This is a genomic window from Streptomyces buecherae, from assembly GCF_014295035.1.
Taxonomy (GTDB): Bacteria; Actinomycetota; Actinomycetes; order Streptomycetales; family Streptomycetaceae; genus Streptomyces; species Streptomyces youssoufiensis.
Genome location: NZ_CP060404.1, coordinates 6,832,060 through 6,854,472 on the forward strand (window position 1 = coordinate 6,832,060; position 22,413 = coordinate 6,854,472).

Here is a 22,413-nt window from a genome sequence, read left to right on the forward strand (position 1 = left end):
GCGTTAGGCCCCGCGCGAGGGCGCTGGCCGCTCGCGGCGGGCGCTGGGCTCAGGCCGCGAGGGCGAGCGGCGGACCGCGCCTGACGACGGAGTGCAGGAGGAGTGGCAGGCCCCGCGCGGGCAGGGCGCGGCGCGCGGGGCGACCCGGTGCGCGGGGCGGCGGGTTCGCCGCGGCGGCGAAGGCCACCAGGAGCGGGCGGAACGCGAAGGCGGCGAGCGCCCGCAACAACTGGCCGAGCGCGGCCTCGCCCCGGCGCAGCCACGCGGCGGCGACCAGGCCGATCGCCACGTGCGCGGCGAGCAGCAGCCACGGCGCGGCCGAGTCGGTGCCCGACCCGACCGTGACGGCGGCGCTGTTGCCGTCGGCGGTCATCTGGGCCAGCGGCGAGCCGACGTCACCGCCGTGGCACAGCAGGTCCACGCCCATCGAGCGCAGCGGACCGGCCACCGGCCCGCCCGCCTGTCCGTAGCACGCGTGCTGGCCGGCGGTGAAGACGGTGTCGGCGGCCAGTTCGAGCGGTACGAGCAGGGCGGCGATCGAGCCGTAACCGCGCTCGCGGCCCGCCAGCGCGTAGGCGATGCCGAAGACGGCGACGCACAGCAGCACGACGGTCGTCAGGGGGAGCGGGGCACGGGAGAGCAGCACGTGGGAAGCAGCGGACAGCGTCACGCACAGCGCTGTGAACAGCGCCGCGCGTACCGCTCGCAACCGTGCCGCCGATATGTCCATCGCCGGAGAGTGTGCCACGGCCGCGGATAAGTGGCGTGTCAAGATTCGGCATCTCCCCCTCCGGTCCCGCGCCGCCGCCGCTCAGCCCGCCGTGTGTGACTCATGTCACGTACGTGGGCTGTCCGGCCGGCCGCCCCACACGCGCGGCCGGCCGGGCCCGGGGGCGGGGTGGCGGCCGGGGAGGGGCCGCGTCCGGCCCGTGGGCTCAGAGCTGTTCGTCCACCGCCTTGGTGAACTCCGGGGCGGTCGTGGGCCTGTTCACGCCGTCCGTGGTCAGGTCCTGGCCGTTGAGCTTGATGGTCGGCGTCGACGGCACCCCGCTCGCGTCGAAGGCCGCGGACATCTTCTTCGCCCAGGCGTCGAAGGTGCCGGCGCGCACGTGGTCCTGGAACTCGGAGTTCGAGCCCAGCGCGGGGACCTGGCCGGCGACCTTGAGCAGGTAGGCGTCCGACGCGAAGGAGTCCGCGCCCTCCTGGGGGTGGTTGCGCTCGTCGTACAGGGCCCTCTTGTAGTCCAGGAACGCCTGCGGGCTGACGTCCAGCGCGGCGCCCAGCGCGCTGAGGGCGTTGTGGGAGCCGGAGCCGCCCATCGTGTTGTCGAGGAAGGTGCCCATCGTGAACCGCGCCCTGTACTTGCCGGCCTTGATGTCCTTGATGACGGTGTCGCCGATGGTCTGCTCGAACTGCGCGCACGGCGGGCAGCGCAGGTCCTCGTACAGCTCCAGGGTTCCGGTGGCCTTCGGCTCGCCGATCACGACCGTGGTGCCGTCCGGGCCGGCGCTGTGCGCGGGCTTGGTCAGCTCGCCGGTCGGCTGCCGCCCGCCGCCCGTGCCCCCGCTGGCACCCGTCGAGCCGGAGCCGCTGGTTCCACCCGTGGACTCGCCGGTGCCGCCGTCCGTGCCGCCGCTGGTGTCGCCGGCGCCACCGGTGGCGCCGTCCGCGCCCTGTCCGTCGCCGCCCCCGACGAAGCCGTCCTTGGCGACGGGGCCCGCGCCGTCCTTGGCGCCGTCGCCGCCCTTGCCGCCGAGCACGAGGACGCCGGTGACCGCCAGCGCGATCGCGGCCACCGAGGCCACGACCGTCAGCGTCGCGCGCCGCTTCGCGTCACCGACAGCCGGTCGCGGCGCCTCGGGCGGGCCCCACGCGCCGCCGACGGGGCCGGCCGGCGACCCCACGGACGGGAGTCCCGCGGCTGCGCCCGGCCGGTCCGGCTGGCCCGGCTGGGCGTACGGGTCCGGCTGCGGGGGCTGGGCGCCGGGCTGCGGCGGGTACGGGGCGTGGGGCGGCGGGCTGGAGGGCGGGCCCTGTGCGGGCTGCTCGCCCTCGGGCCGCTGCTGACCTGGCTGCATGGCCAGTCACATTAGCCGGGCCGGACAGGCGTTCGGCGGCGTGTGCGGCCCCGCCGCACTCCGGCCGGCGCCGGAGTGGGGGAGGTCACAGTCCGGGGATCGCTCCGTTGCGGAAGAGGTCCACGAAGATCTGGTGGTCGGCCCGCGCCCGGGCGCCGTAGGAGTGCGCGAAGTCCACCAGCAGTTCGGGGAAACCGTCCTCGTCGGCGGCGATGGCCGCGTCGATGGCCCGCTCGGTGGAGAACGGCACCAGCGAGTGGCCGCTCTCGTCGTCGGCCGCCGCGTGCATCGTCGCGGTGGCCCGGCCCAGGTCCGCGACGACCGCGGTGATCTCGTCCAGGTCGTCGATGTCGGACCAGTCCAGGTCCACGGCGTACGGCGAGACCTCGGCGACCAGTTGCCCCGCGCCGTTCAGCTCGGTCCAGCCCAGCCACGGGTCGGCGTGCGCCTGGAGCGCGCGCTGCGAGATGACCGTGCGGTGCCCCTCGTGCTGGAAGTAGTCGCGCACCCGCGCGTCGGTGATGTGCGAGGCGACGGCCGGGGTCTGCGCCTGCTTGAGGTAGATCACGACGTCGTTCTCCAGGGCGTCGCTGTTGCCTTCGAGCAGGATGTTGTACGAGGGCAGGCCAGCGCTGCCGATGCCGATCCCGCGACGGCCCACCACGTCCTTGACCCGGTAGGAGTCGGGCCGGTCCAGGCTGGACTCCGGCAGCGTCTCCAGGTAGCCGTCGAAGGCGGCGAGCACCTTGTAACGGGTCGCCGCGTCCAGCTCGATGGAGCCGCCGCCGGGGGCGAAGCGGCGCTCGAAGTCGCGGATCTCGGTCATCGAGTCGAGCAGCCCGAACCGGGTCAGCGAGCGGGCCACCCGCAGCGCGTCGAGCAGCGGCCCGTCGGCGGTGTCCAGCGTGAAGGGCGGCACCTCCTCGTCCTTGGCGCCGGCGGCCAGGGCCGCGACGCGCTCGCGGTAGGCGCCCGCGTACGTGCGCACCAGGGAGGTGATCGCCTCGTCGCTGAGGGCCTTGGTGTAGCCGATCAGCGCGACGGAGGCCGCGAAGCGCTTGAGGTCCCAGGTGAAGGGGCCCACGTACGCCTCGTCGAAGTCGTTGACGTTGAAGACCAGGCGGCCGTTGGCGTCCATGTAGGTGCCGAAGTTCTCGGCGTGCAGGTCGCCGTGGATCCACACCCGGCTGGTGCGCTCGTCCAGGTAGGGCCCGCCCTCGCGGTCGGCCTCCAGGTCGCCGTAGAACAGCGAGGCCGTGCCCCGGTAGAAGGCGAACGCCGAGGCGGCCATCTTCCGGAACTTGACCCGGAAGGCCGCCGGGTCCGCGGCGAGCAGCTCGCCGAAGGCGGTGTCGAAGACGGCGAGGATCTGCTCGCCGCGCTGTGCGGCCTGGCCGTGCTCGGTCGCCATCGCTGGGTCCTCCTGGGATGCGTCGCGTGGAACAGTCGTTCCGGCCGGTCCAACGCGCGGCGCCCGCCGCGAGTGCCCGCCCGCTGTCAGTAGCCCGAAGTAGACTTCGGAGCCATCTTTCCCTCCTGGCTCACCCCGCGGGGAGGAGGGGACCGCATCCGTCACCCACTGTTCGCCGGAGGTCTTCCACCGTGGCCAAGCCGCCCTTCACGCATCTGCACGTGCACACTCAGTATTCGCTGCTCGATGGTGCGGCGCGGCTCAAGGACATGTTCGAGGCGTGCTCCAAGATGGGCATGTCGCACATCGCCATGACCGACCACGGAAACCTGCACGGCGCCTACGACTTCTACCAGCAGGCGACGAAGGCGGGCATCACGCCGATCATCGGTATCGAGGCGTACGTGGCCCCCGAGTCGCGGCGGAACAAGCGGCGTATCCAGTGGGGCCAGCCGCACCAGAAGCGCGACGACGTCTCGGGTTCCGGTGGTTACACGCACAAGACGATCTGGGCGGCCAGCAAGACGGGTCTGCACAACCTCTTCCGGCTCTCGTCGGACGCGTACAAGGAGGGGTGGCTGACGAAGTGGCCCCGTATGGACAAGGAAGTGATCGCCGAGCACGCGGAGGGGCTGATCGCCTCGACCGGGTGCCCCTCCGGCGAGGTGCAGACCCGGTTGCGGCTCGGCCATTTCGACGAGGCGCTCAAGGCGGCGGCCGAATACCAGGAGATCTTCGGTAAGGGCCGGTATTTCCTGGAGCTGATGGACCACGGCCTCGACATCGAGAAGCGGGTCCGCGACGGTCTTCTGGAGATCGGCAAGAAGCTGGGCATCCCGCCGCTGGTGACCAACGACTCGCACTACACGTACGCGCACGAGGCGTCGGCGCACGACGCACTGCTGTGCATCCAGACCGGAAAGAACATCTCGGACCCGGACCGGTTCCGTTTCGACGGCACCGGCTACTACGTCAAGTCCACCGAGGAGATGTACGCGGTGGACTCCTCCGACGCCTGGCAGCAGGGGTGCGCCAACACCCTTCTGGTGGCGGAGCAGATCGACACGACGGGCTGGTTCGAGAAGCGCGACCTGATGCCCCGGTTCGACGTGCCCGAGGGGTACAGCGAGGTCACCTGGTTCCAGGAGGAAGTCAAGCGCGGCATGGGCCGTCGCTATCCCGGTGGCGTTCCGGAGGACCGGCAGAAGCTCGTCGAGTACGAGATGGACATCATCATCCAGATGGGGTTCCCGGGCTACTTCCTCGTGGTGGCCGACTTCATCATGTGGGCCAAGAACAACGGGATCGCGGTGGGCCCGGGCCGTGGCTCGGCGGCCGGCTCGATCGTGTCGTACGCGCTGGGCATCACCGACCTCGACCCGGTGGAACACGGGCTGATCTTCGAGCGGTTCCTCAACCCCGAGCGCGTGTCCATGCCCGATGTCGACATCGACTTCGACGAGCGTCGGCGCTCCGAGGTGATCCGGTACGTGACGGAGAAGTACGGCGCCGACAAGGTCGCGATGATCGGCACGTACGGCACGATCAAGGCGAAGAACGCCATCAAGGACTCCTCCCGCGTGCTCGGCTACCCGTACGCGATGGGCGACCGCATCACCAAGGCCATGCCGGCCGACGTGCTCGGCAAGGGCATCAACCTCGACGGCATCACCAACCCCAAGCACCCCCGCTACAGCGAGGCGGGCGAGGTGCGGGCGATGTACGAGAACGAGCCCGACGTCAAGAAGGTGATCGACACCGCGAAGGGCGTCGAGGGCCTGGTGCGGCAGATGGGCGTGCACGCCGCCGGCGTGATCATGTCCAGCGAGACGATCACCGACCACGTGCCGGTGTGGGTGCGGCACACCGACGGCGTGACGATCACCCAGTGGGACTACCCCACCTGCGAAGACCTCGGTCTCCTCAAGATGGACTTCCTGGGTCTGCGCAACCTGACGATCATGGATGACGCGGTCAAGCTCATCAAGCGCAACAAGGGCATCGACATCGAGCTGCTCTCGCTGCCGCTGGACGACCCGAAGACCTACGAACTGCTGTGCCGAGGCGACACGCTCGGCGTCTTCCAGTTCGACGGCGGGCCCATGCGCTCCCTGCTGCGCCTGATGAAGCCCGACAACTTCGAGGACATCTCCGCCGTCTCGGCCCTGTACCGGCCGGGCCCGATGGGCATGAACTCGCACACCAACTACGCCCTGCGCAAGAACGGCCAGCAGGAGATCACCCCGATCCACCCGGAGCTGGAGGAGCCCCTCAAGGAGGTCCTCGGCATCACCTACGGCCTCATCGTGTACCAGGAGCAGGTGCAGAAGGCCGCCCAGGTGCTCGCCGGCTACTCGCTCGGCCAGGCCGACCTGCTGCGCCGGGCCATGGGCAAGAAGAAGCAGGAGGTCCTCGACAAGGAGTTCATCCCCTTCCAGAAGGGCATGCGGGAGCGCGACTACTCCGACGAGGCCATCCAGGCCGTGTGGGACGTGCTGGTCCCGTTCGCCGGCTACGCCTTCAACAAGGCGCACTCGTCCGCGTACGGCCTGGTCACCTACTGGACCGCCTACCTCAAGGCCAACTACCCGGCCGAGTACATGTCGGCGCTGCTCACCTCGGTGCGCGACGACAAGGACAAGTCGGCGATCTACCTCAACGAGTGCCGCCGCATGGGCATCCGGGTGCTGCCGCCGAACGTCAACGAGTCGGAGGCGAACTTCGCCGCCCAGGGCGACGACGTGATCCTCTTCGGCCTGACCGCCGTGCGCAACGTCGGCCAGAACGTGGTCGACTCGATCATCCGCAGCCGCAAGGCGAAGGGGAAGTTCGCCTCCTTCCCCGACTACCTCGACAAGGTCGAGGCGGTCTGCTGCAACAAGCGCACCACCGAGTCGCTGATCAAGGCCGGCGCCTTCGACGAGATGGGCCACACCCGCAAGGGCCTGACGGCGCACTACGAGACCATGATCGACAACGTGGTCGCGGTGAAGCGCAAGGAGGCCGAGGGGCAGTTCGACCTCTTCGGCGGCATGGGCGACGACAGCGCCGACGACACCCCGGGCTTCGGGCTCGACGTCGAGTTCTCCGACATCGAGTGGGACAAGGCGTACCTCCTCGCCCAGGAGCGGGAGATGCTCGGCCTCTACGTCTCCGACCACCCGCTGTTCGGCATCGAGCACGTGCTGAACGACAAGGCGGACGCGGCCATCGCGCAGCTCACCGGCGGCGAGCACGCGGACGGCGCGATCGTCACCATCGGCGGCATCATCTCCGGCCTCCAGCGCAAGATGACCAAGCAGGGCAACGCCTGGGCCATCGCGACGGTCGAGGACCTGGCGGGCTCGATCGACTGCATGTTCTTCCCCGCGACCTACCAGCTCGTCTCCACCCAACTGGTCGAGGACACGGTCGTCTTCGTCAAGGGCCGGCTCGACAAGCGCGAGGACGTGCCCCGGCTGGTCGCCATGGAGATGATGGTTCCCGACCTGTCCGAGGCGTCCGTCGACGCGCCGGTCACCATCACCATCCCCACCGTCAAGGTCACCCCGCCGCTGGTGGAGAAGCTCGGCGAGGTGCTCACGCACCACCGCGGCTCCACCGAGGTGCGGATCAAGCTCCAGGGCGCCCGCAAGACCACCGTGCTGCGCCTCGACCGGCACCGCGTCACGGCCGACCCGGCGCTCTTCGGCGACCTGAAGGTGCTGCTCGGCCCGTCCTGCCTGGGCGCGTAGGCGACTCCCGCCTGGGCGCGTAGCGACGCACGCGGCGGGCGGGGCCGCGCGGGACGGCGGAGCGGCGGGCGGAAAGAGCGGCGAGTGCGACGATAAAGGGGCGCGTCCCACGCGGGACGCGCCCCTTTTGTGCGTTCGCCGCTTCTCTGGCGTGAATTCCGCACCGTTGGAGTTCTTTTGGGTCTGCTGTGCTTACCGCGCTTCTTGTGTGCGCTGTGCCTGTATCGGTTTGCTGTGGCTACTGTTTCGGCTGAACGTTCGGATTGCCCAGAGGTGTTCGTACGGCGGCGTGACGGCCGCCGCGGGCGCGGTTCCGCTTCCGGTCGTGGGCCCGGCGCTCGGCGGTGCCAGGTGCCCGGGCGGGCGTACGCCGAGGGGCCGCGGGGCCGGGGCGTCGGTGCCGGTGAGGGGCGCGTCAGTTGTGGCCGAAGCGGCGCTGGTGCTTGCGGGCCACGTCGGTCGGGCTGCCCTGGGCCTGGCCCTGGTGTTGGTTCTGTGCCTGGATGGCGGTCTTCTGCGCCTCCTGCTGGCCGCGCTCCGCGTCGCTGGCCTTCTGCCGCTGATTCCGGTCGCGCTTGTGCTTGCCCATCGTCGTGCCTCCAGTGCGAGGGTTTCCCCCGGAAAACACCCTGGCACGACTATGGGGAGCCTGCATGTCGGGCAATTACCCCGCGTAAAGGGCGGGATGGGCTGGGCCGTTCCGTATCCGCCACGCCGATGATCGAGTTCCGGCTGATAACCCTCGTACGGTCGGGCAGACTCAATGGAAAGCCAAAGCAAAAAGCCGGGGCAGTACCGCGTCGGGCTGCCGCGCATGGACCATGAGGAAAGAGGGTGGAACGTGGACCGCTGCGTCGTCCTGGTGGACGCCGGGTACCTGCTGGGCGCCGCCGCGAGCCTGCTCGCCGGCGAGCCCGCCCGCTCCCGCATCACCGTCGACCACACCGCCCTCATCAAGGGGTTGCGCGACCGCGCCGAGGCCGACACGCAACAGCCGCTGTTGCGCATCTACTGGTTCGACGGCGCCCCCGACCGAGTGCCGCAGCCCGAGCACCGCAGGCTGCGGGTGATGCCCCGGGTCACCGTCCGGCTCGGTGCCCTGACCCGCAGCGACGGGCGCTGGGCACAGAAGGGCGTGGACGCCGCGATGCACGCGGAGCTCACCGAACTCGCCCGCAACCGGGCCTGCTCCGACATCGTCCTCGTCACCGGGGACGGCGACCTGCTGCCCGGGCTGATGTCCGCCAAGGAGCACGGGGTCGCGGTCCACCTGTGGGCCGTCCAGGCCGCCGACGGCGACTACAACCAGTCCGAGGACCTGGTGGCCGAGGCCGACGAGCGGCGGGTACTGGACCGGGCCTGGATCACCCAGGCGGTACGGGCCAAGGAACTGTCGGGACCCTGCGTGCCCAGCTCCGTGCCCCGCCCCGAGATCGCCGCCATCCTCTCCGCGCCGCTGCCCGAGACGGCCGCCGCCGCGGCTGCCGCCGGCGCCCAACCCAGCCGCCCCGCCGCGCACAACGGCACGGCGCGCACCGCGCCCGCCGCCGAGGAGCCGGCCGCCCAACGGGAGGCCGATGAGCGCCCCGCGGCGGCCACCGGCGAGGGCGGCGCGGGCAACGGCACCAGGACCGTCCCCACGCCCAAGGACCTGGCCGGCCTCGGACGGCCCGGCGTCGTGGCGGCCCAGGCGTCGGTGGCCCCGGCGGCCGTGGCCACCGCGACGCTGCGCTGGTCGTCCGACAAGGGCTGGGTGGAGCGGGGCCCGGCCCCCGCCACCGGCGAACCCCCTGAAACCGCGTCGCTGCCCATGCTGGCCCAGCTCACGACGGCGGAGCAGCGCTGGGCCGACCGCGAGGAGGACATCACCGCCGTCAGCGGCGACCCCTTCGAGGTGGGCCAGGTCTTCGCCCGGCGCTGGATCGCGCGCCTGTCCGACCCCGCGCACGTGCAGCAGCTCTCCACGGAGTACCCGCGCATCCCGCACCGCATCGACGGCGAGCTGCTGCGGTACGCGGCCCGCTTCGGCCTCCTCGCGCACAAGGACGACCAGATCGACGAGCACGACCGGTACGCCATCCGCGCCGGCTTCTGGCGCGAAATCGACACCCGGATGGCGGCCGACCACGCCCCCGCGCGGGACTAGTGGCCCATTCGTCCGACCTGGCGCCCGCCGCGCGGAGCCGACCACGGCCGATTCGGGCCACCGCACGGGCGTCCCGCGAGGCCGGGGAAGCCGCCCCGGAGCAGGGCGGCGGGGGCGGGGCGCGTACCCTCGTAGCTCGTGAGGACGGGCGCGAAGCAGCCGGAGCGCGACTCCGGGACCAAGGGGGCGGGCGGCGGCGCGGTGTGCGTGGTCCGCGGCCTCGTCAAGACGTACCCCGGCGCCCGGGCCCGACGCGGTGCCCCGCAGGGGCCCGCGATCCGCGCCAGTGACGGCATCGACCTGGACGTGCGGCGCGGCGAGATCTTCGGACTGCTCGGGCCCAACGGCGCCGGCAAGTCCACCCTGGTCCGCCAGCTCACCGGGCTGCTGCGGCCCGACGAGGGCAGCGTCGACCTGCTCGGCCACGACTTGGTGCGCCACCCCGACCGGGCCTCGCGCCTCGTCGGCTACCTGGGGCAGGAGTCCACCGCCCTGGACGATCTGACCGTCGCGCTCGCCGCCGAGACCACGGGGCGGCTGCGCGGCCTGGACGCGCGCCGGGCGCGCGCCGAGCGGGACGCGGTACTGGACGAACTCGGCCTGGCCCCCATCGCGGGCCGGGCCATCACGAAGCTCTCCGGCGGCCAGCGCCGGCTGGCGTGCGTGGCCGCCGCGCTGGTCGGCGAGCGCCCCATGCTGGTGCTCGACGAGCCGACCACCGGCATGGACCCCATCGCGCGGCGCGCCGTGTGGGCGGCCATCGACCGCCGGCGGGCCGCGAGCGGCACCACCGTGCTGCTGGTCACGCACAACGTCATCGAGGCCGAGACGGTCCTGGACCGGGTGGCGGTGATGGACAACGGCCGGGTCATCGCCTGCGACACGCCGTCGGGCCTCAAGGCGCTCGTCGCCGGCGACGTGCGGGTCGACCTGGTGTGGCGCGACCAGCCGCCGTTGGACGTGCCCGAGGTCGCGGCCCTCAAGGACGTGGCCCGCCCGACCGGGCGGCGCTGGACGCTGCGGCTGGCGCCCGACGAGGCGCGCGCGGTGATCGCCGCGGTGACCGGTGGCCCGGCCTTCGCCGCCCTCGACGACTTCACCCTGGCCACGCCCAGCCTGGAGGACGTGTACCTGGCCCTGGGCGGGCGGGCCGAGGGCCCCGACGGGCTGGTGAAGGCGTGAGCCGCGCACCGAGCTTCCGGCGCCCGGCGGGCCCGCGCGCCCGCCCGGGCCGCGCCGGCGCCGGCCGGCCCCGGCGCGGCGGCGACGCGCGGGCGGTTACCCGGCCCGCGCGGGCGCCTCGTACGCTGGTGGGCCGGGCGGCCGGAACCGACGCGGACGCCGGCCCTTCGGTCGGAGGCCGCGACCGCGCGCCGGGCGCCGGTGCCGGCTCGGGTCCGCGCCGGCGGAGCGCGGGCGCGCGACCGGGAGCGCGGCCCACCCGCCGCGGGGCACGACCCGCCGGGGCACGGCACGGCGGGACAGGGAACGAACGGGGCCGGGCGGCGGACCGGGAGGCAGGTCGCATGACATGTTGCGGGGGACGCCGCAGCGATCGGGGCCGCGGGGCCGCGCGTGGCGCCGTGGCAGGTCAGCTCGTACGGAAGAGGAGCAGCACAACGTGAGTGCCGTGTCCGCGGCGGCCGTGCCCGCCCGTGCCGCCGCCGTGCCGAGCGAGGGTGCGCGCGACGGCCAGAACGCCCAGAACATCGAGGACGCGGTCGGCGTCCGGGAGCCGGCCCCGCTCGCGGCGCGGGCGCGGCTGCTGCCCTCGCTGGCCGCCGTGTACCGGGCCCAGCTCTCGCGGGCCCGGGTGGCGCGCATTCCGCTGCTGTTCGTGGCCACCTTCCAGTCCATCGGCATCATGATCCTGATGCGCGGCGTCGTGGACGGCGGGAGCGAGGCGCGCGCCGTGGTCTCCGGGGCCAGCGTCCTGGTCGTCGCCTTCGTCGCGCTCAACCTGCTCGCCCAGTACTTCGGAGCGCTGCGCGCCAGCGGCGGCCTCGACCACTACGCGACGCTGCCGGTGCCACCGGCGGCCGTGGTGCTCGGCGCGGCCGGCGCGTACGCCTCCTTCACCGTGCCCGGCACCATCGTCACGGCCGTCGCCGGCAGCGTGCTGTTCGGGCTGCCGATGACCCATTTGTGGGTGCTGCTCGCGGTGATCCCGCTGGCCGGCGCCGCGCTCGCCGGCCTCGGCGCGGTCCTCGGGCTGCTCGCGCCGCGCCCCGAGCTGGCCACGCTGTGCGGACAGCTCGGCATGTCCGCGGCCCTGCTGCTCGGCGTGCTGCCGGCCGAGCGGATGCCCGCGCTGGTGGCGTACGCGCGCGACCTCCTGCCCTCCACCTACGGCGTGGAGGCGCTGACCCGCTCCTTCGACGCGCACCCCGACTGGCTGGCCGTCGGGGTGAACCTCGGCGTGTGCGCGGCGGTCGGGGTCATCTCGCTGGCCGCCGCCACCTGGGCCTACCGCAGGGCCGCGGTGCGGTGACACGGGCCCAGCACGCCGCCTGCCGCCGCACACCCCCCGCCCACCTGGCACGATGACGGAGTGACCGCACCGTTGACACCCTCAGACCAACCATCTGAACCCCCCGCGTCGGGCTCCGGCGCACAGCCCCACCCGGCGTACCCGACCCCCGCCCCCACCGCGCACGGTGCCGGGCGGCACGGCGCGGGGCCCGGACTGCGCGCGGAGCTGCGGGACGCGGCCGTGATCACCGGTGCCCTCACCGCCGCCGGGGCGCTGCTCGGGGTGTTGTGGGTGTGGCTGGCGCCGCGCGTGCAGATGGTCCTCATCGGCAACGCGGTCTACCCGAAGAACTCCGAGAGCGAGGAGGCGATCGGCGCCGACGGCACCTTCGTGCTGATCGGCCTGGGCGCGGGCCTGGTGACGGCGGCGGTCGTCTTCTGCTTCCGCCGCGCGGCCGGCGTGCCGGTGGTGCTCGCCCTCGCCCTCGGCGGCCTGCTCGGCTCGTGGCTCGGCTGGCGGTTCGGGGTCTTCCTCGGCCCCGACACGGACATCGCCGCCAGCGCGCGCGAGGCCGGCGAGCGGGTGACCTTCGACGGCCCGCTGGAACTGGGCGCCAAGGGCGCGCTGTTGGCCTGGCCGGTGGCCGCGATGGTCACGCAGCTCATCCTCACCGGCCTGTTCGGCCCCCGCGACCCCGAGCCCGACGACCTGCCGTACGCCACGAGCCAGCCCGCCGCCGCCCCGCACCAGGCCGACGAGAACCCGCCAGGACCGGCCGCGGGCCGGGGGCTCGACAAGGGGCAGGGACAGCCGCAGGGACAGCCCGAGCCCGGCCACGGCGCGTCCACCCGGCAACCGCCCGGCACGTCGGGCCCGCCCGCGGAGGGCCGGTAGCCGACCGGCGCGCGGGTCACGTCGTACGACCCCGTGCGAGGACCCCGTACGGGCACGCGTGCGAGGGCGGCGTACGGGCGGGGGCCGCGTGGCCGCAACGTTGAGCGGACTGAGAGGGCGGGGCGGAACCGGCGGGCCGGTCCCGCCCTCGTGCGTGGTGCGGTCGGGCCGGGCGGCGGCCGTGGTTCGCCCTGGTCTTCCGTAGCCGCCAGCGGCGCTTGCGGGTGCGCTTGGACATGAGCGACTCCCGGGCGCGGGGCGCGCGAACGGCGGCCCGCACCGCCTGTCGTAGCGCGGGGACCGGCCGCCGTCCAGAGGTCGGCCGCCGCCGGGGCTCAGGCGCGGGCGATCGGGGCCAGCACCGCGTCGGTGAGGGTCGCGAGGTCGGTGGGGGACAGCTCGACCTCAAGGCCGCGTCGGCCCGCCGACACGCACACCGTGGCGTGCTCGGCGGCCGAGGCGTCGATGACCGTCCGAAGCCGCCTGCGCTGGCCCAGCGGCGAGATGCCGCCCCGCACGTACCCGGTGGCCCGCTCGGCGGCGGCCGGGTCGGCCATCGCGGCCCGCTTGCCGCCCACCGCGGCGGCCAGCGCCTTGAGGTCAAGCGAGCCCGAGACCGGCACGACGGCCACGGTCAGCGCCCCGTCCACGTCCGCCACCAGCGTCTTGAAGACCTGTTCCGGCGCGACTCCGAGGGCCCGGGCCGCCTCTTCGCCGTACGAGGTGTAGGCGGGGTCGTTCGGGTCGTGTACGTACGAGTGCAGCGTGAACTCGACACCGGCGTCGGCGAGGGCGACGGTGGCCGGGGTGCCACCGGACGGCTGCTTCCCGGCCTTCGCCGCCTTCGTGCCGGTTTGCGACTTCTTTCCCACGAGGGCGCTCTCCCGCTGGGTCGGGGCGTTCGGTCGCCCTACGGGCCCCCCGGCGGCCCGTGCTACCGCGTGGGTCAGTTGGGGCTGGTGGGGCGCCGGGTCAGGTCGACCATGGGCAGGGAGGGGAGCTTACCGATCACCGCGGCCTCGGCGCGCAGCAGTTTCAGCTCCTCCGCCAGCCGGCTGGCCGTGTCCGGGGCCTGCAGCAGCCGCTGCTTGGCCGGCACGTCGAGCACCGCGGCGGCGGCCACCAGGTAGGAGAGCACCGACGGCTCGTCCGGCAGGTCCTGGGAGGTGGCGACCGAGCGCTCACGCGCCCCGGCGAGCCGCTTCTGGTACGTGCGGAACGCCCGGATGACCCCGGAGGCCAGCGCGCCGGCGCCGTCGCCCGCGCTCTCCTCCAGCGGCTCGACCTCGGCCGTCAGGTAGGGGCCCGAGGCGTCGACGGACAGCAGCTTGAAGCGGGTGGTGCCGGTGGCGACCGCCTCGTACGTGCCGTCCTCCTGCTCGCGGATGGTGGCCGCGTCCGCGATACAGCCCACCGTGTGCAGGGCGCGCATCGGGTCGTCACCGAACCCGGCCGCGGCCCCCAGCTCCGGCTCGGCGGTCGGGTCGGGCAGGCCGGGGGCCGTCGGCGCGACCTCGCGACCGTCGCGGATGGCGACGACGGCGAAGTTGCGCGGCTCGTCCGACGGCAGGGCCGCGAGGTCGCGCATCAGGGCGCGGTAGCGCTGCTCGAAGATGTTGAGCGGCAGCACGAGCCCGGGAAACAACACGGTGTTCAGCGGGAAGAGCGGCAGGCGGGCGGCAGTCACGACGGGTAAGCCTAATGGCCCGCCCCGGCTGTGCCGATCGCGGCGTGACACGGCGGGCCCGAACGCCGCCGGGCGGGGACCACCACAGGGGGCGCGCACCGCCCCGCGCCGGGCCGCCGGGACCCGGTCGCGCGGCCGGTCAGTTGCGGCGCAGCAGGCGCGAGGCGCCGGCCGCGACCGTCGTGGCCAGCACCCAGCCGAGGAGGACGAGCACGGCCGTCACCCACTGGGCCGTCCCGTTCGGCGTCCAGAAGTTGGCCTGGCCGAGGTCGATCACGGGTAACAACACGTCCAGCGTGTACAGCGCCGCGTTCCACTCCGGGCCCTCGCCCTCCTTGATCGGCTCGGGCCGGTGGCGGGTGAAGAAGACCGCGCCGACCGCCCACAGCAGCGCGATCCACACCGCCGCCCGGCCCGGCCGGTAGCCGTAGGCCACCATCCAGTCCTGCAGAAAGCCCCACGCCTTGCCGGCCAGCGGCAGCGTCTCGCGGCGGCGGCGCTGCTTGGCGAGCAGCACCTCGCGGGCGGACTCCTCCTCGCCGCTGCCCCGCAACGCGGTGGCCAGCATCTCGTACGGCTCCGGCGCGTACTCCGGGGTGGCCGCCGCCACCCATTCGAGGCGCCGGGCGAGCGGGAAGTGGCCGCGCGGGATCAGCGAGTCGTAACCGAACCCCGCCATCGCCAGGCCGCCGGGCCCCGGCCAGCTCGTGGACTTGTCGACCAGGTTGACCACCTTCGCGCCGGACAGCACGACCCGCCCGCTCTGCTGCCGCTCGCACAGGAACCGCAGCTCCGGCGTCTGCACCCGGCGCATCGACAGCTCCTGGTCGCTGGCCATGACGAAACGCGCCTGGTCGAGGTCGACCGCGTCACCGAACCGGCCGTCGTCCAGGCGCACCCCGCCCTCGCACTCGAAGCGCTGCGTGCGCGGGCCCCCGGCCGGCAGCGTCGTGCCGTACGGCGGGGTGGTGCCGGTCGAGAACGGGGAGCCGGTGTCCCCCGCGGGCGTCAGGTACAGCGTGCGCTCCACGCTGAGCTGCGGGGCGTTGAGCGCGCGGCGGCCGTACGGGTTGCGCAGCTTGCTGCCGCGCAGGCTGAGCGAGACGCCGATGTGCGCTCCGCGCATGGTCAACTCGCCGTAGGACTCGATCAGTTCGGCCTGGAAGTCCTGGGCGACGCTGAGCCCGTCCGCGGTGATCGACCTGCCGAACCGGTCCTTGCGCACCACGAGCTGGTTGAGCAGCAGGTCCGTGCCTATCTGCGCGTCGGTCAGCCGGATGCCGCGGTCCACCGTGCAGCGCGGCAGGTGCAGGTCGCCCTCGGTGTGCAGCCGGGCGGCCTCGATGCGCGGGATGGCGCAGCCGACCAGGCGGAGCGTGGTGAACCGGCTCTCCGGCAGCAGGATCTCCTGCTCGAAGCGGCAGTTGCTCAGTTCGACGAAGGGGGCGATGGTGCCGCCGGCCAGCCCCAGGGTGCCGGTGACGTACGCGCCGTCGAGCTTGAGCGCGGCGACCCGGCCCGGCTGCGCCGGGGGCGGCTCGAGCAGCAGCATCGCCAGCACCCGGGCCCGCACGCTGCGCTCGGGGCCCCAGGCGTGCGGGCCGGTCGGGTCGTTGCGGTGCTGGTTGGGGGAGCGCAGGTCGAAGGTGCTGCCGGTGCGGAACGCCTGCCACATGCCCCACTCGGCGGGAGTCAGGTCCAGCCCGTCGGGCGGGTCCCCCTCATGTGGTTCCGTCACCGCTGCCGCTCCTTCCGCGCCCGTACGTCTGTACGGGTCCCATGCCCGTTCCGTGACCGGTTGAACACCACAGGTCAGGGCCAACCTGGGAGGCGTGTATCAGCGTTTGGTACGCCGCGACGGCGCTCGGGACACGTCTGAGACAATTGACCGCGTGATCTCCCGAATCGATCTGCGCGGCGCCGCCCTCCCCGAGGGCGCCGCCCTGCGCGCGTTGCTGCCCCGAGCCGACTTCGACGTGTCGGCCGCCCTGGAGAAGGTGCGGCCCCTGTGCGAAGACGTGCGTCATCGCGGTGACGCGGCGCTGATCGAGCTGGCCCAGCGCTTCGACGGCGTGCGCCTTGAGCGGGTGCGGGTGCCCGACGAGGCGCTCGACCAGGCCCTGGCCGACCTCGACCCTCAGGTGCGCGCGGCCCTGGAGGAGTCCATCCGGCGGGCCCGCCTCGTCCACCGCGAACAGCGTCGCGACCCGCACCGCGTCCAGGTCGTGCCCGGCGGCAGCGTCACCGAGAAGTGGGTGCCGGTCGAGCGGGTCGGGCTGTACGCGCCCGGTGGCCGCTCCGTCTACCCGTCCTCCGTGATCATGAACGCGGTCCCGGCGCAGGAGGCCGGCGTCGCCTCCATCGCGCTGGCCTCGCCGCCCCAGGCGGAGTTCGGCGGCCTGCCGCACCCGACGATCCTCGCCGCCTGCGCGCTGCTCGGCGTGCGCGAGGTGTACGCGGCCGGCGGTGCCCAGGCCGTCGCCATGTTCGCCTACGGCACGCGGTCCTGCGCCCCCGCGAACATGGTCACCGGGCCCGGCAACATCTGGGTCGCCGCCGCCAAGCGCTACTTCACCGGCCGGATCGGCATCGACACCGAGGCCGGCCCGACCGAGATCGCCATCCTCGCGGACGACAGCGCCGACGCCGAGCACGTCGCCGCCGACCTGATCAGCCAGGCCGAGCACGACCCGCTCGCCGCCGCCGTGCTGGTCACCGACTCCGCCCGGCTGGCCGACGCGGTCGAGAAGGAACTGGCCACCCAGGTCGCGGCCAGCAAGCACGTCGAGGACCGGATCGCGCCCGCGCTGGCCGGCCGGCAGTCCGCGCTCGTCCTGGTGGACGGCGTCGAGGAGGGGCTGCGGGTCGTCGACGCGTACGGCGCCGAGCACCTGGAGATCCAGACCCGGGACGCCGCCGCCCTCGCCGAGCGGGTGCGCAACGCCGGGGCGATCTTCGTCGGCCCGTACGCGCCCGTCTCGCTCGGCGACTACTGCGCCGGCTCCAACCACGTGCTGCCCACCGGCGGCTGCGCCTGCCACTCGTCGGGCCTGTCCGTCCAGTCCTTCCTGCGCGGCATCCACATCGTGGACTACACGCGGGACGCGCTCGCCGACGTCGCCCGCCACGTGGTGACCCTCGCCGAGGCGGAGGACCTGCCGGCGCACGGCGCGGCGATCAAGGCCAGGTTCGGCTGGAAGGTACCGGAGACCACCACGTGAGCGGCATCGACGACCTGCCCGTCCGGGACGAACTGCGCGGCAAGAGCCCCTACGGGGCGCCGCAGCTCGACGTCCCGGTGCGGCTGAACACCAACGAGAACCCCTACCCGCTGCCCGACGAGCTGGTGGCCGACATCGCCCGGCGCGTCGCCGAGGCCGCCCGGAACCTCAACCGCTACCCCGACCGGGACGCGGTCGAGCTGCGCACCGCCCTCGCCGCCTACCTGACCCGCACCGCGGGCCACCGGGTGGAGACGGCCGGCGTGTGGGCGGCCAACGGCTCCAACGAGATCCTCCAGCAGCTCCTGCAGACCTTCGGCGGCCCGGGCCGCACCGCGATCGGCTTCGACCCCTCGTACTCGATGCACGCCCTGATCGCCCGCGGCACCGGCACCGGCTGGGTCTCCGGGCCCCGGCGCGCGGACTTCACCATCGACGTGGCCGCCGCCACCGCCGAGATCGCCCGGCTGCGCCCGCACGTGGTCTTCGTCTGCTCGCCGAACAACCCGACCGGCACCGCCGTGGCCGCGGACACCGTGCTCGCCCTGTACGAGGCGGCGCAGGCCGCGCGCGAGCGGGGCGCCCTGGTGGTGATCGACGAGGCGTACGGCGAGTTCAGCCATCAGCCCTCGCTGCTGCCGCTGATCGCCGGCCGGCCACGGCTGGTGCTCAGCCGCACCATGTCGAAGGCGTTCGGCGCGGCCGGGCTGCGCCTGGGCTACCTGGCCGCCGACCCGGCCGTGGTGGACGCCGTGCAGTTGGTGCGGCTGCCCTACCACCTGTCCGCCGTCACCCAGGCCACCGCGCTGGCCGCCCTCGACCACACCGATACGCTGCTCGGGTACGTCGAGCAGCTCAAGGCCGAGCGGGACCGGCTGGTGACCGAGCTGCGCGCCATCGGCTGCCCGGTCACGGACTCGGACGCCAACTTCGTGCAGTTCGGCATCCCCACGGCCCTCACCGGCCGCTGGGGCGACCCGGCCGCCGACTCGCACGGCATGTGGCGGGCGATCCTCGACCACGGCGTGCTGGTCCGCGACAACGGCGTGCCGGGCTGGCTGCGGGTGAGCGCCGGGACACCGGCGGAGAACGACGCGTTCCTGGACGCGGTCCGGGCGGTACTGAAGGAGAACGAGTGATGACCCGCGTAGGACGCGTGGAGCGCGCCACCAAGGAGACCTCCGTCCTGGTCGAGATCGACCTCGACGGCACCGGGCGGACCGAGATCTCCACCGGCGTCGGCTTCTACGACCACATGCTCGACCAGCTCGGCCGGCACGGCCTCTTCGACCTCACCGTCAGGACCGAGGGCGACCTGCACATCGACACGCACCACACGATCGAGGACACCGCCCTCGCGCTGGGTGCCGCGTTCCGGCAGGCGCTCGGCGACAAGGTCGGCATCTACCGGTTCGGCAACTGCACGGTCCCGCTGGACGAGTCGCTGGCCCAGGTCACCGTGGACCTGTCGGGCCGCCCGTACCTGGTGCACACCGAGCCCGAGAACATCGCCCCGATGATCGGCAGCTACGACACGACGATGACCCGGCACATCCTGGAGTCCTTCGTCGCGCAGGCCCAGATCGCGCTGCACGTGCACGTGCCGTACGGGCGCAACGCGCACCACATCGTCGAGTGCCAGTTCAAGGCGCTGGCCCGGGCGCTGCGGTACGCGAGCGAGCGCGACCCGCGCGCGGCCGGCATCCTGCCCTCCACCAAGGGCGCGCTGTGAGGCGCCGCACGGCCGCCCCGTACCCGGCGACGCCCGCCGCGCGCCCCGCGGCCCGGCCCGCGCCGACCATCCCCGGAAGGAACCTGTGAACGGCCTCTCCACCGTCCTCATCGTCGTCGGGCTCTTCCTGCTCGGCGGCGTCATCTCCTTCGCCAAGCAGGGGATGCCCAGGGGCGTGATCGTGCTGCTCGGCATCAGCGCCGCGTTGTGCCTGGTCGCCGGCGTCCTGCGGATTGATGGGTTGTACTGATGAGTGGACGCAAGCCCTCGGTGGTCGTCTTCGACTACGGCTTCGGCAACGTGCGCTCCGCCGAGCGCGCGCTGGCCCACGTCGGGGCCGACGTGGAGATCACCAGCGACTACGAGCGGGCCATGACGGCCGACGGCCTGCTGGTCCCCGGCGTCGGCGCGTTCGCCGCCTGCATGCGGGGACTGCGGGCCGCGCGCGGCGACTGGATCGTCGGCCGCCGGCTCGCCGGCTCCCGGCCCGTGCTCGGCATCTGCGTCGGCATGCAGATCCTCTTCGAGCGCGGCATCGAGCACGGCGTGGAGACGGAGGGCCTGGACGAGTGGCCGGGCACGGTGGAGCCGCTGAAGGCGCCCGTCGTACCGCACATGGGCTGGAACACGGTCACCCCCGCCGAGGACTCCGCGCTCTTCGCCGGCCTGGACGCGGACGCCCGGTTCTACTTCGTGCACTCCTACGCGGTACGCGAGTGGTCGCTCGAGGTCGCCAACCCGGCGATGCGCGCGCCCCAGGTCACCTGGACCACGCACGGCGAACCGTTCGTCGCCGCGGTCGAGAACGGCCCGCTGCGCGCCACCCAGTTCCACCCCGAGAAGTCCGGCGACGCCGGAGCACACCTGCTGACCAACTGGCTCGACACCCTCTAGGCACCGCCCGGCGGCCCCCTCGGGGAGCCGCCGGCGGACGCCTCCCACGACCTTGTCTGTGCACGTCCCTGACCCGAAAGACTGACACCAGATGAGCAAGCTCGAACTCCTCCCCGCCGTCGACGTACGCGACGGTCAGGCCGTCCGCCTCGTGCACGGGGAGTCCGGCTCCGAGACCTCCTACGGCGACCCGCTGGCCGCCGCGCTGACCTGGCAGCGGGCGGGGGCCGAGTGGCTGCATCTGGTCGACCTCGACGCGGCGTTCGGCACCGGCGACAACCGGGAGCAGATCGCCGAGGTCGCCCGGGCCATGGAGCTGAAGGTCGAACTGTCCGGCGGCATCCGTGACGACGCCTCGCTGGCCGCCGCGCTGGCCACCGGCTGCACCCGGGTCAACCTCGGCACCGCGGCCCTGGAGTCTCCCGAGTGGGTCGCCAAGGTCATCGCCGAGCACGGCGACCGCGTCGCCGTCGGCCTCGATGTCCGCGGCACCACGCTGCGCGGCCGGGGCTGGACCCGCGACGGCGGCGACCTGTTCACCACCCTGGCCCGGCTGGACGCCGAGGGCTGCGCCCGCTACGTCGTCACCGACATCGCCAAGGACGGCACGCTCCAGGGCCCGAACCTGCAACTCCTGCGGGACGTGTGCGCCGCCACCGACCGGCCCGTCGTCGCCTCCGGCGGCGTCTCCTCCCTTGACGACCTGCGCGCGCTGGCCAGTCTGGTACCGGAGGGCGTCGAGGGTGCCATCGTCGGCAAGGCGCTCTACGCCAAGGCGTTCACCTTGGAAGAAGCGTTGGAGGCCGTATCCGTATGACCACTCCCGAGCCCGCCCGGCACCAGGGCACGATCGAACGGCGCCAGAGCGAGAGCCCCTGGGAAGAGACGATCGGCTTCGCGCGTGCCGTGGCGGCCGGGGACCGGGTCCTCGTCGCCGGGACGATGCCGCTGGTGGACGGCGTGCTCCAGGGCGAGGGCGACCCGTACGAGCAGACCCGGGCGGCCCTGCGGCACGCGCTGGCCGCGCTGGCCGACTTCGGCCTGGACGCCACGTCCGTCGTACGCACCCGCCTCTACCTCACCCACGCCCGCGACGTGGACGCCGTCAGCCGCGCCCACAAGGAGTTCTTCGACGCCGCGCGCCCGGCCACCACCCTGGTCGTGGTCTCGGGCTTCGTGGACTCGCGGGTGCTGGTCGAGGTGGAACTCGAGGCGTTCCGCCCCACCGCGACGCCCCCGGTCGGCCCCGAAGGCCCGGCCAGCACCACGCGAGCCAGCACCACGCACGCCAGCACCACCGAAGGACGAACCCCATGACCCTCGCGGTCCGAGTCATCCCCTGCCTCGACGTGGACAACGGCCGCGTCGTCAAGGGCGTCAACTTCCAGAACCTGCGGGACGCGGGCGACCCGGTCGAACTGGCCAGGCTCTACGGCGAGCAGGGCGCCGACGAACTCACGTTCCTGGACATCACGGCGTCCTCCGGCAACCGCGAGACCACCTACGACGTGGTCCGCCGCACCGCCGAACAGGTCTTCATCCCGCTCACCGTCGGCGGCGGCGTCCGCGCCCCCGACGACGTGGACAAGCTGCTGCGCGCGGGCGCCGACAAGGTCGGCGTCAACACCGCGGCCATCGCCCGCCCGGAGCTGATCCGCGAGATCGCCGAGCGGTTCGGGCGCCAGGTCCTGGTCCTGTCCGTGGACGCGCGCCGCTGCCCGGAGGGCACCGAGACCGACTCCGGCTACGAGGTCACCACCCACGGCGGACGCCGCGGCACCGGCCTGGACGCCGTCGCCTGGGCCCACCAGGCGGCCGAACTCGGCGCCGGCGAGATCCTGTTGAACTCGATGGACGCCGACGGCACGAAGGACGGCTACGACACGGCGATGATCAAGGCCGTCCGCGCGGCGGTCAGTGTCCCCGTCATCGCGAGCGGCGGCGCCGGCAAGCTCGCCGACTTCCCCCCGGCCATCACGGCCGGCGCGGACGCGGTCCTGGCCGCCTCCGTCTTCCACTTCGGCGACCTGTCCATCGGCGAGGTGAAGGGGACGCTGCGCGAGGCGGGCCACCCGGTGCGGTAGCGCGCCGGGGGCGCGCGGGCGGGCCCGACCTCGCGAGGTCGGGCAGCTCGCGTACGCGG

General features: G+C 73.3%; 19 protein-coding genes and 1 pseudogene. 13 read left to right on the forward strand and 7 right to left on the reverse strand.

Features of this window, described 5'->3' with window-relative positions:
- Positions 1–49 precede the first annotated feature (49 nt).
- The 3 genes from H7H31_RS27165 to H7H31_RS27175 all read right to left on the reverse strand — a co-directional run bounded on the left by H7H31_RS27165 (position 50) and on the right by H7H31_RS27175 (position 3,489).
- A complete protein-coding gene (locus H7H31_RS27165) occupies positions 50–730 on the reverse strand; it encodes a hypothetical protein (protein WP_176161131.1) in 681 nt (226 codons plus the stop codon).
- Positions 731–935: 205 nt separating this feature from the next.
- Positions 936–2,078, reverse strand: coding sequence for a thioredoxin domain-containing protein (locus H7H31_RS34670; RefSeq protein WP_187118111.1), 1,143 nt, complete (start codon positions 2,076–2,078; stop codon positions 936–938).
- Between the two features lie 85 nt (positions 2,079–2,163).
- Positions 2,164–3,489, reverse strand: a complete 1,326-nt coding sequence (locus H7H31_RS27175; protein ID WP_187065011.1) for a DUF2252 domain-containing protein — start codon at positions 3,487–3,489, stop codon at positions 2,164–2,166.
- A 191-nt stretch (positions 3,490–3,680) separates the two neighbouring features.
- Here H7H31_RS27175 and dnaE point away from each other — a divergent pair, with 191 nt between their 5' ends.
- A complete protein-coding gene (gene dnaE / locus H7H31_RS27180; RefSeq protein ID WP_187065012.1) occupies positions 3,681–7,223 on the forward strand; it encodes a DNA polymerase III subunit alpha in 3,543 nt (1,180 codons plus the stop codon).
- 415 nt (positions 7,224–7,638) lie between these two features.
- Here dnaE and H7H31_RS27185 read toward each other — a convergent pair whose 3' ends face one another.
- Positions 7,639–7,812, reverse strand: coding sequence for a hypothetical protein (locus H7H31_RS27185; protein ID WP_187065013.1), 174 nt, complete (start codon positions 7,810–7,812; stop codon positions 7,639–7,641).
- Between the two features lie 252 nt (positions 7,813–8,064).
- On the opposite strand from H7H31_RS27185, the gene H7H31_RS27190 reads away from it, so the two are divergent.
- The 4 genes from H7H31_RS27190 to H7H31_RS27205 all read left to right on the forward strand — a co-directional run bounded on the left by H7H31_RS27190 (position 8,065) and on the right by H7H31_RS27205 (position 12,736).
- The gene (locus H7H31_RS27190) at positions 8,065–9,369 is read left to right on the forward strand and encodes an NYN domain-containing protein (protein WP_187065031.1); all 1,305 of its coding nucleotides are present in this window, start codon (positions 8,065–8,067) and stop codon (positions 9,367–9,369) included.
- A gap of 201 nt (positions 9,370–9,570) precedes the next feature.
- Positions 9,571–10,551 (forward strand): ABC transporter ATP-binding protein, encoded by a 981-nt coding sequence (locus H7H31_RS27195; protein WP_187065032.1) that lies wholly within the window; start codon positions 9,571–9,573, stop codon positions 10,549–10,551.
- 439 nt (positions 10,552–10,990) lie between these two features.
- On the forward strand, positions 10,991–11,860 hold the full coding sequence (locus H7H31_RS27200; RefSeq protein WP_372455000.1) for an ABC transporter permease: 870 nt from the start codon (positions 10,991–10,993) through the stop codon (positions 11,858–11,860).
- A 60-nt stretch (positions 11,861–11,920) separates the two neighbouring features.
- On the forward strand, positions 11,921–12,736 hold the full coding sequence (locus H7H31_RS27205; protein ID WP_187065014.1) for a hypothetical protein: 816 nt from the start codon (positions 11,921–11,923) through the stop codon (positions 12,734–12,736).
- Positions 12,737–13,071: 335 nt separating this feature from the next.
- Here H7H31_RS27205 and ybaK read toward each other — a convergent pair whose 3' ends face one another.
- The 3 genes from ybaK to H7H31_RS27220 all read right to left on the reverse strand — a co-directional run bounded on the left by ybaK (position 13,072) and on the right by H7H31_RS27220 (position 16,161).
- Positions 13,072–13,608, reverse strand: coding sequence for a Cys-tRNA(Pro) deacylase (gene ybaK, locus H7H31_RS27210; protein ID WP_187065015.1), 537 nt, complete (start codon positions 13,606–13,608; stop codon positions 13,072–13,074).
- A gap of 74 nt (positions 13,609–13,682) precedes the next feature.
- The gene (locus H7H31_RS27215) at positions 13,683–14,423 is read right to left on the reverse strand and encodes an LON peptidase substrate-binding domain-containing protein (RefSeq protein WP_176161125.1); all 741 of its coding nucleotides are present in this window, start codon (positions 14,421–14,423) and stop codon (positions 13,683–13,685) included.
- 139 nt (positions 14,424–14,562) lie between these two features.
- Positions 14,563–16,161 (reverse strand): oxidoreductase, encoded by a 1,599-nt coding sequence (locus tag H7H31_RS27220; protein WP_187065016.1) that lies wholly within the window; start codon positions 16,159–16,161, stop codon positions 14,563–14,565.
- 154 nt (positions 16,162–16,315) lie between these two features.
- On the opposite strand from H7H31_RS27220, the gene hisD reads away from it, so the two are divergent.
- The 8 genes and pseudogenes from hisD to hisF all read left to right on the forward strand — a co-directional run bounded on the left by hisD (position 16,316) and on the right by hisF (position 22,354).
- Complete coding sequence (gene hisD / locus H7H31_RS27225) at positions 16,316–17,644, forward strand: histidinol dehydrogenase (protein WP_187065017.1); 1,329 nt, start codon at positions 16,316–16,318, stop codon at positions 17,642–17,644.
- A complete protein-coding gene (locus tag H7H31_RS27230) occupies positions 17,641–18,783 on the forward strand; it encodes a histidinol-phosphate transaminase (RefSeq protein ID WP_187065018.1) in 1,143 nt (380 codons plus the stop codon). The genes hisD and H7H31_RS27230 overlap by 4 nt, the downstream gene beginning before the upstream one ends.
- Positions 18,783–19,376 (forward strand): imidazoleglycerol-phosphate dehydratase HisB, encoded by a 594-nt coding sequence (gene hisB, locus H7H31_RS27235; RefSeq protein ID WP_187065019.1) that lies wholly within the window; start codon positions 18,783–18,785, stop codon positions 19,374–19,376. The genes H7H31_RS27230 and hisB overlap by 1 nt, the downstream gene beginning before the upstream one ends.
- An 85-nt stretch (positions 19,377–19,461) precedes the next feature.
- Positions 19,462–19,626 carry a hypothetical protein gene (locus H7H31_RS27240; protein ID WP_187065020.1) on the forward strand — a complete coding sequence of 55 codons (165 nt, stop codon included), beginning with the start codon at positions 19,462–19,464 and terminating at the stop codon, positions 19,624–19,626.
- On the forward strand, positions 19,626–20,270 hold the full coding sequence (hisH, locus tag H7H31_RS27245; RefSeq protein WP_187065021.1) for an imidazole glycerol phosphate synthase subunit HisH: 645 nt from the start codon (positions 19,626–19,628) through the stop codon (positions 20,268–20,270). The genes H7H31_RS27240 and hisH overlap by 1 nt, the downstream gene beginning before the upstream one ends.
- Positions 20,271–20,361: 91 nt before the next feature.
- Positions 20,362–21,087: a bifunctional 1-(5-phosphoribosyl)-5-((5-phosphoribosylamino)methylideneamino)imidazole-4-carboxamide isomerase/phosphoribosylanthranilate isomerase PriA gene (priA, locus tag H7H31_RS27250; RefSeq protein ID WP_187065022.1), complete on the forward strand. Its 726-nt coding sequence runs from the start codon at positions 20,362–20,364 to the stop codon at positions 21,085–21,087.
- Positions 21,084–21,491 (forward strand): annotated as a pseudogene (locus H7H31_RS27255) (Rid family hydrolase); the annotation flags it as partial. The gene priA and the pseudogene H7H31_RS27255, both read left to right, overlap by 4 nt.
- A 92-nt stretch (positions 21,492–21,583) precedes the next feature.
- Complete coding sequence (hisF, locus tag H7H31_RS27260; protein ID WP_187065024.1) at positions 21,584–22,354, forward strand: imidazole glycerol phosphate synthase subunit HisF; 771 nt, start codon at positions 21,584–21,586, stop codon at positions 22,352–22,354.
- Positions 22,355–22,413: the final 59 nt, after the last annotated feature.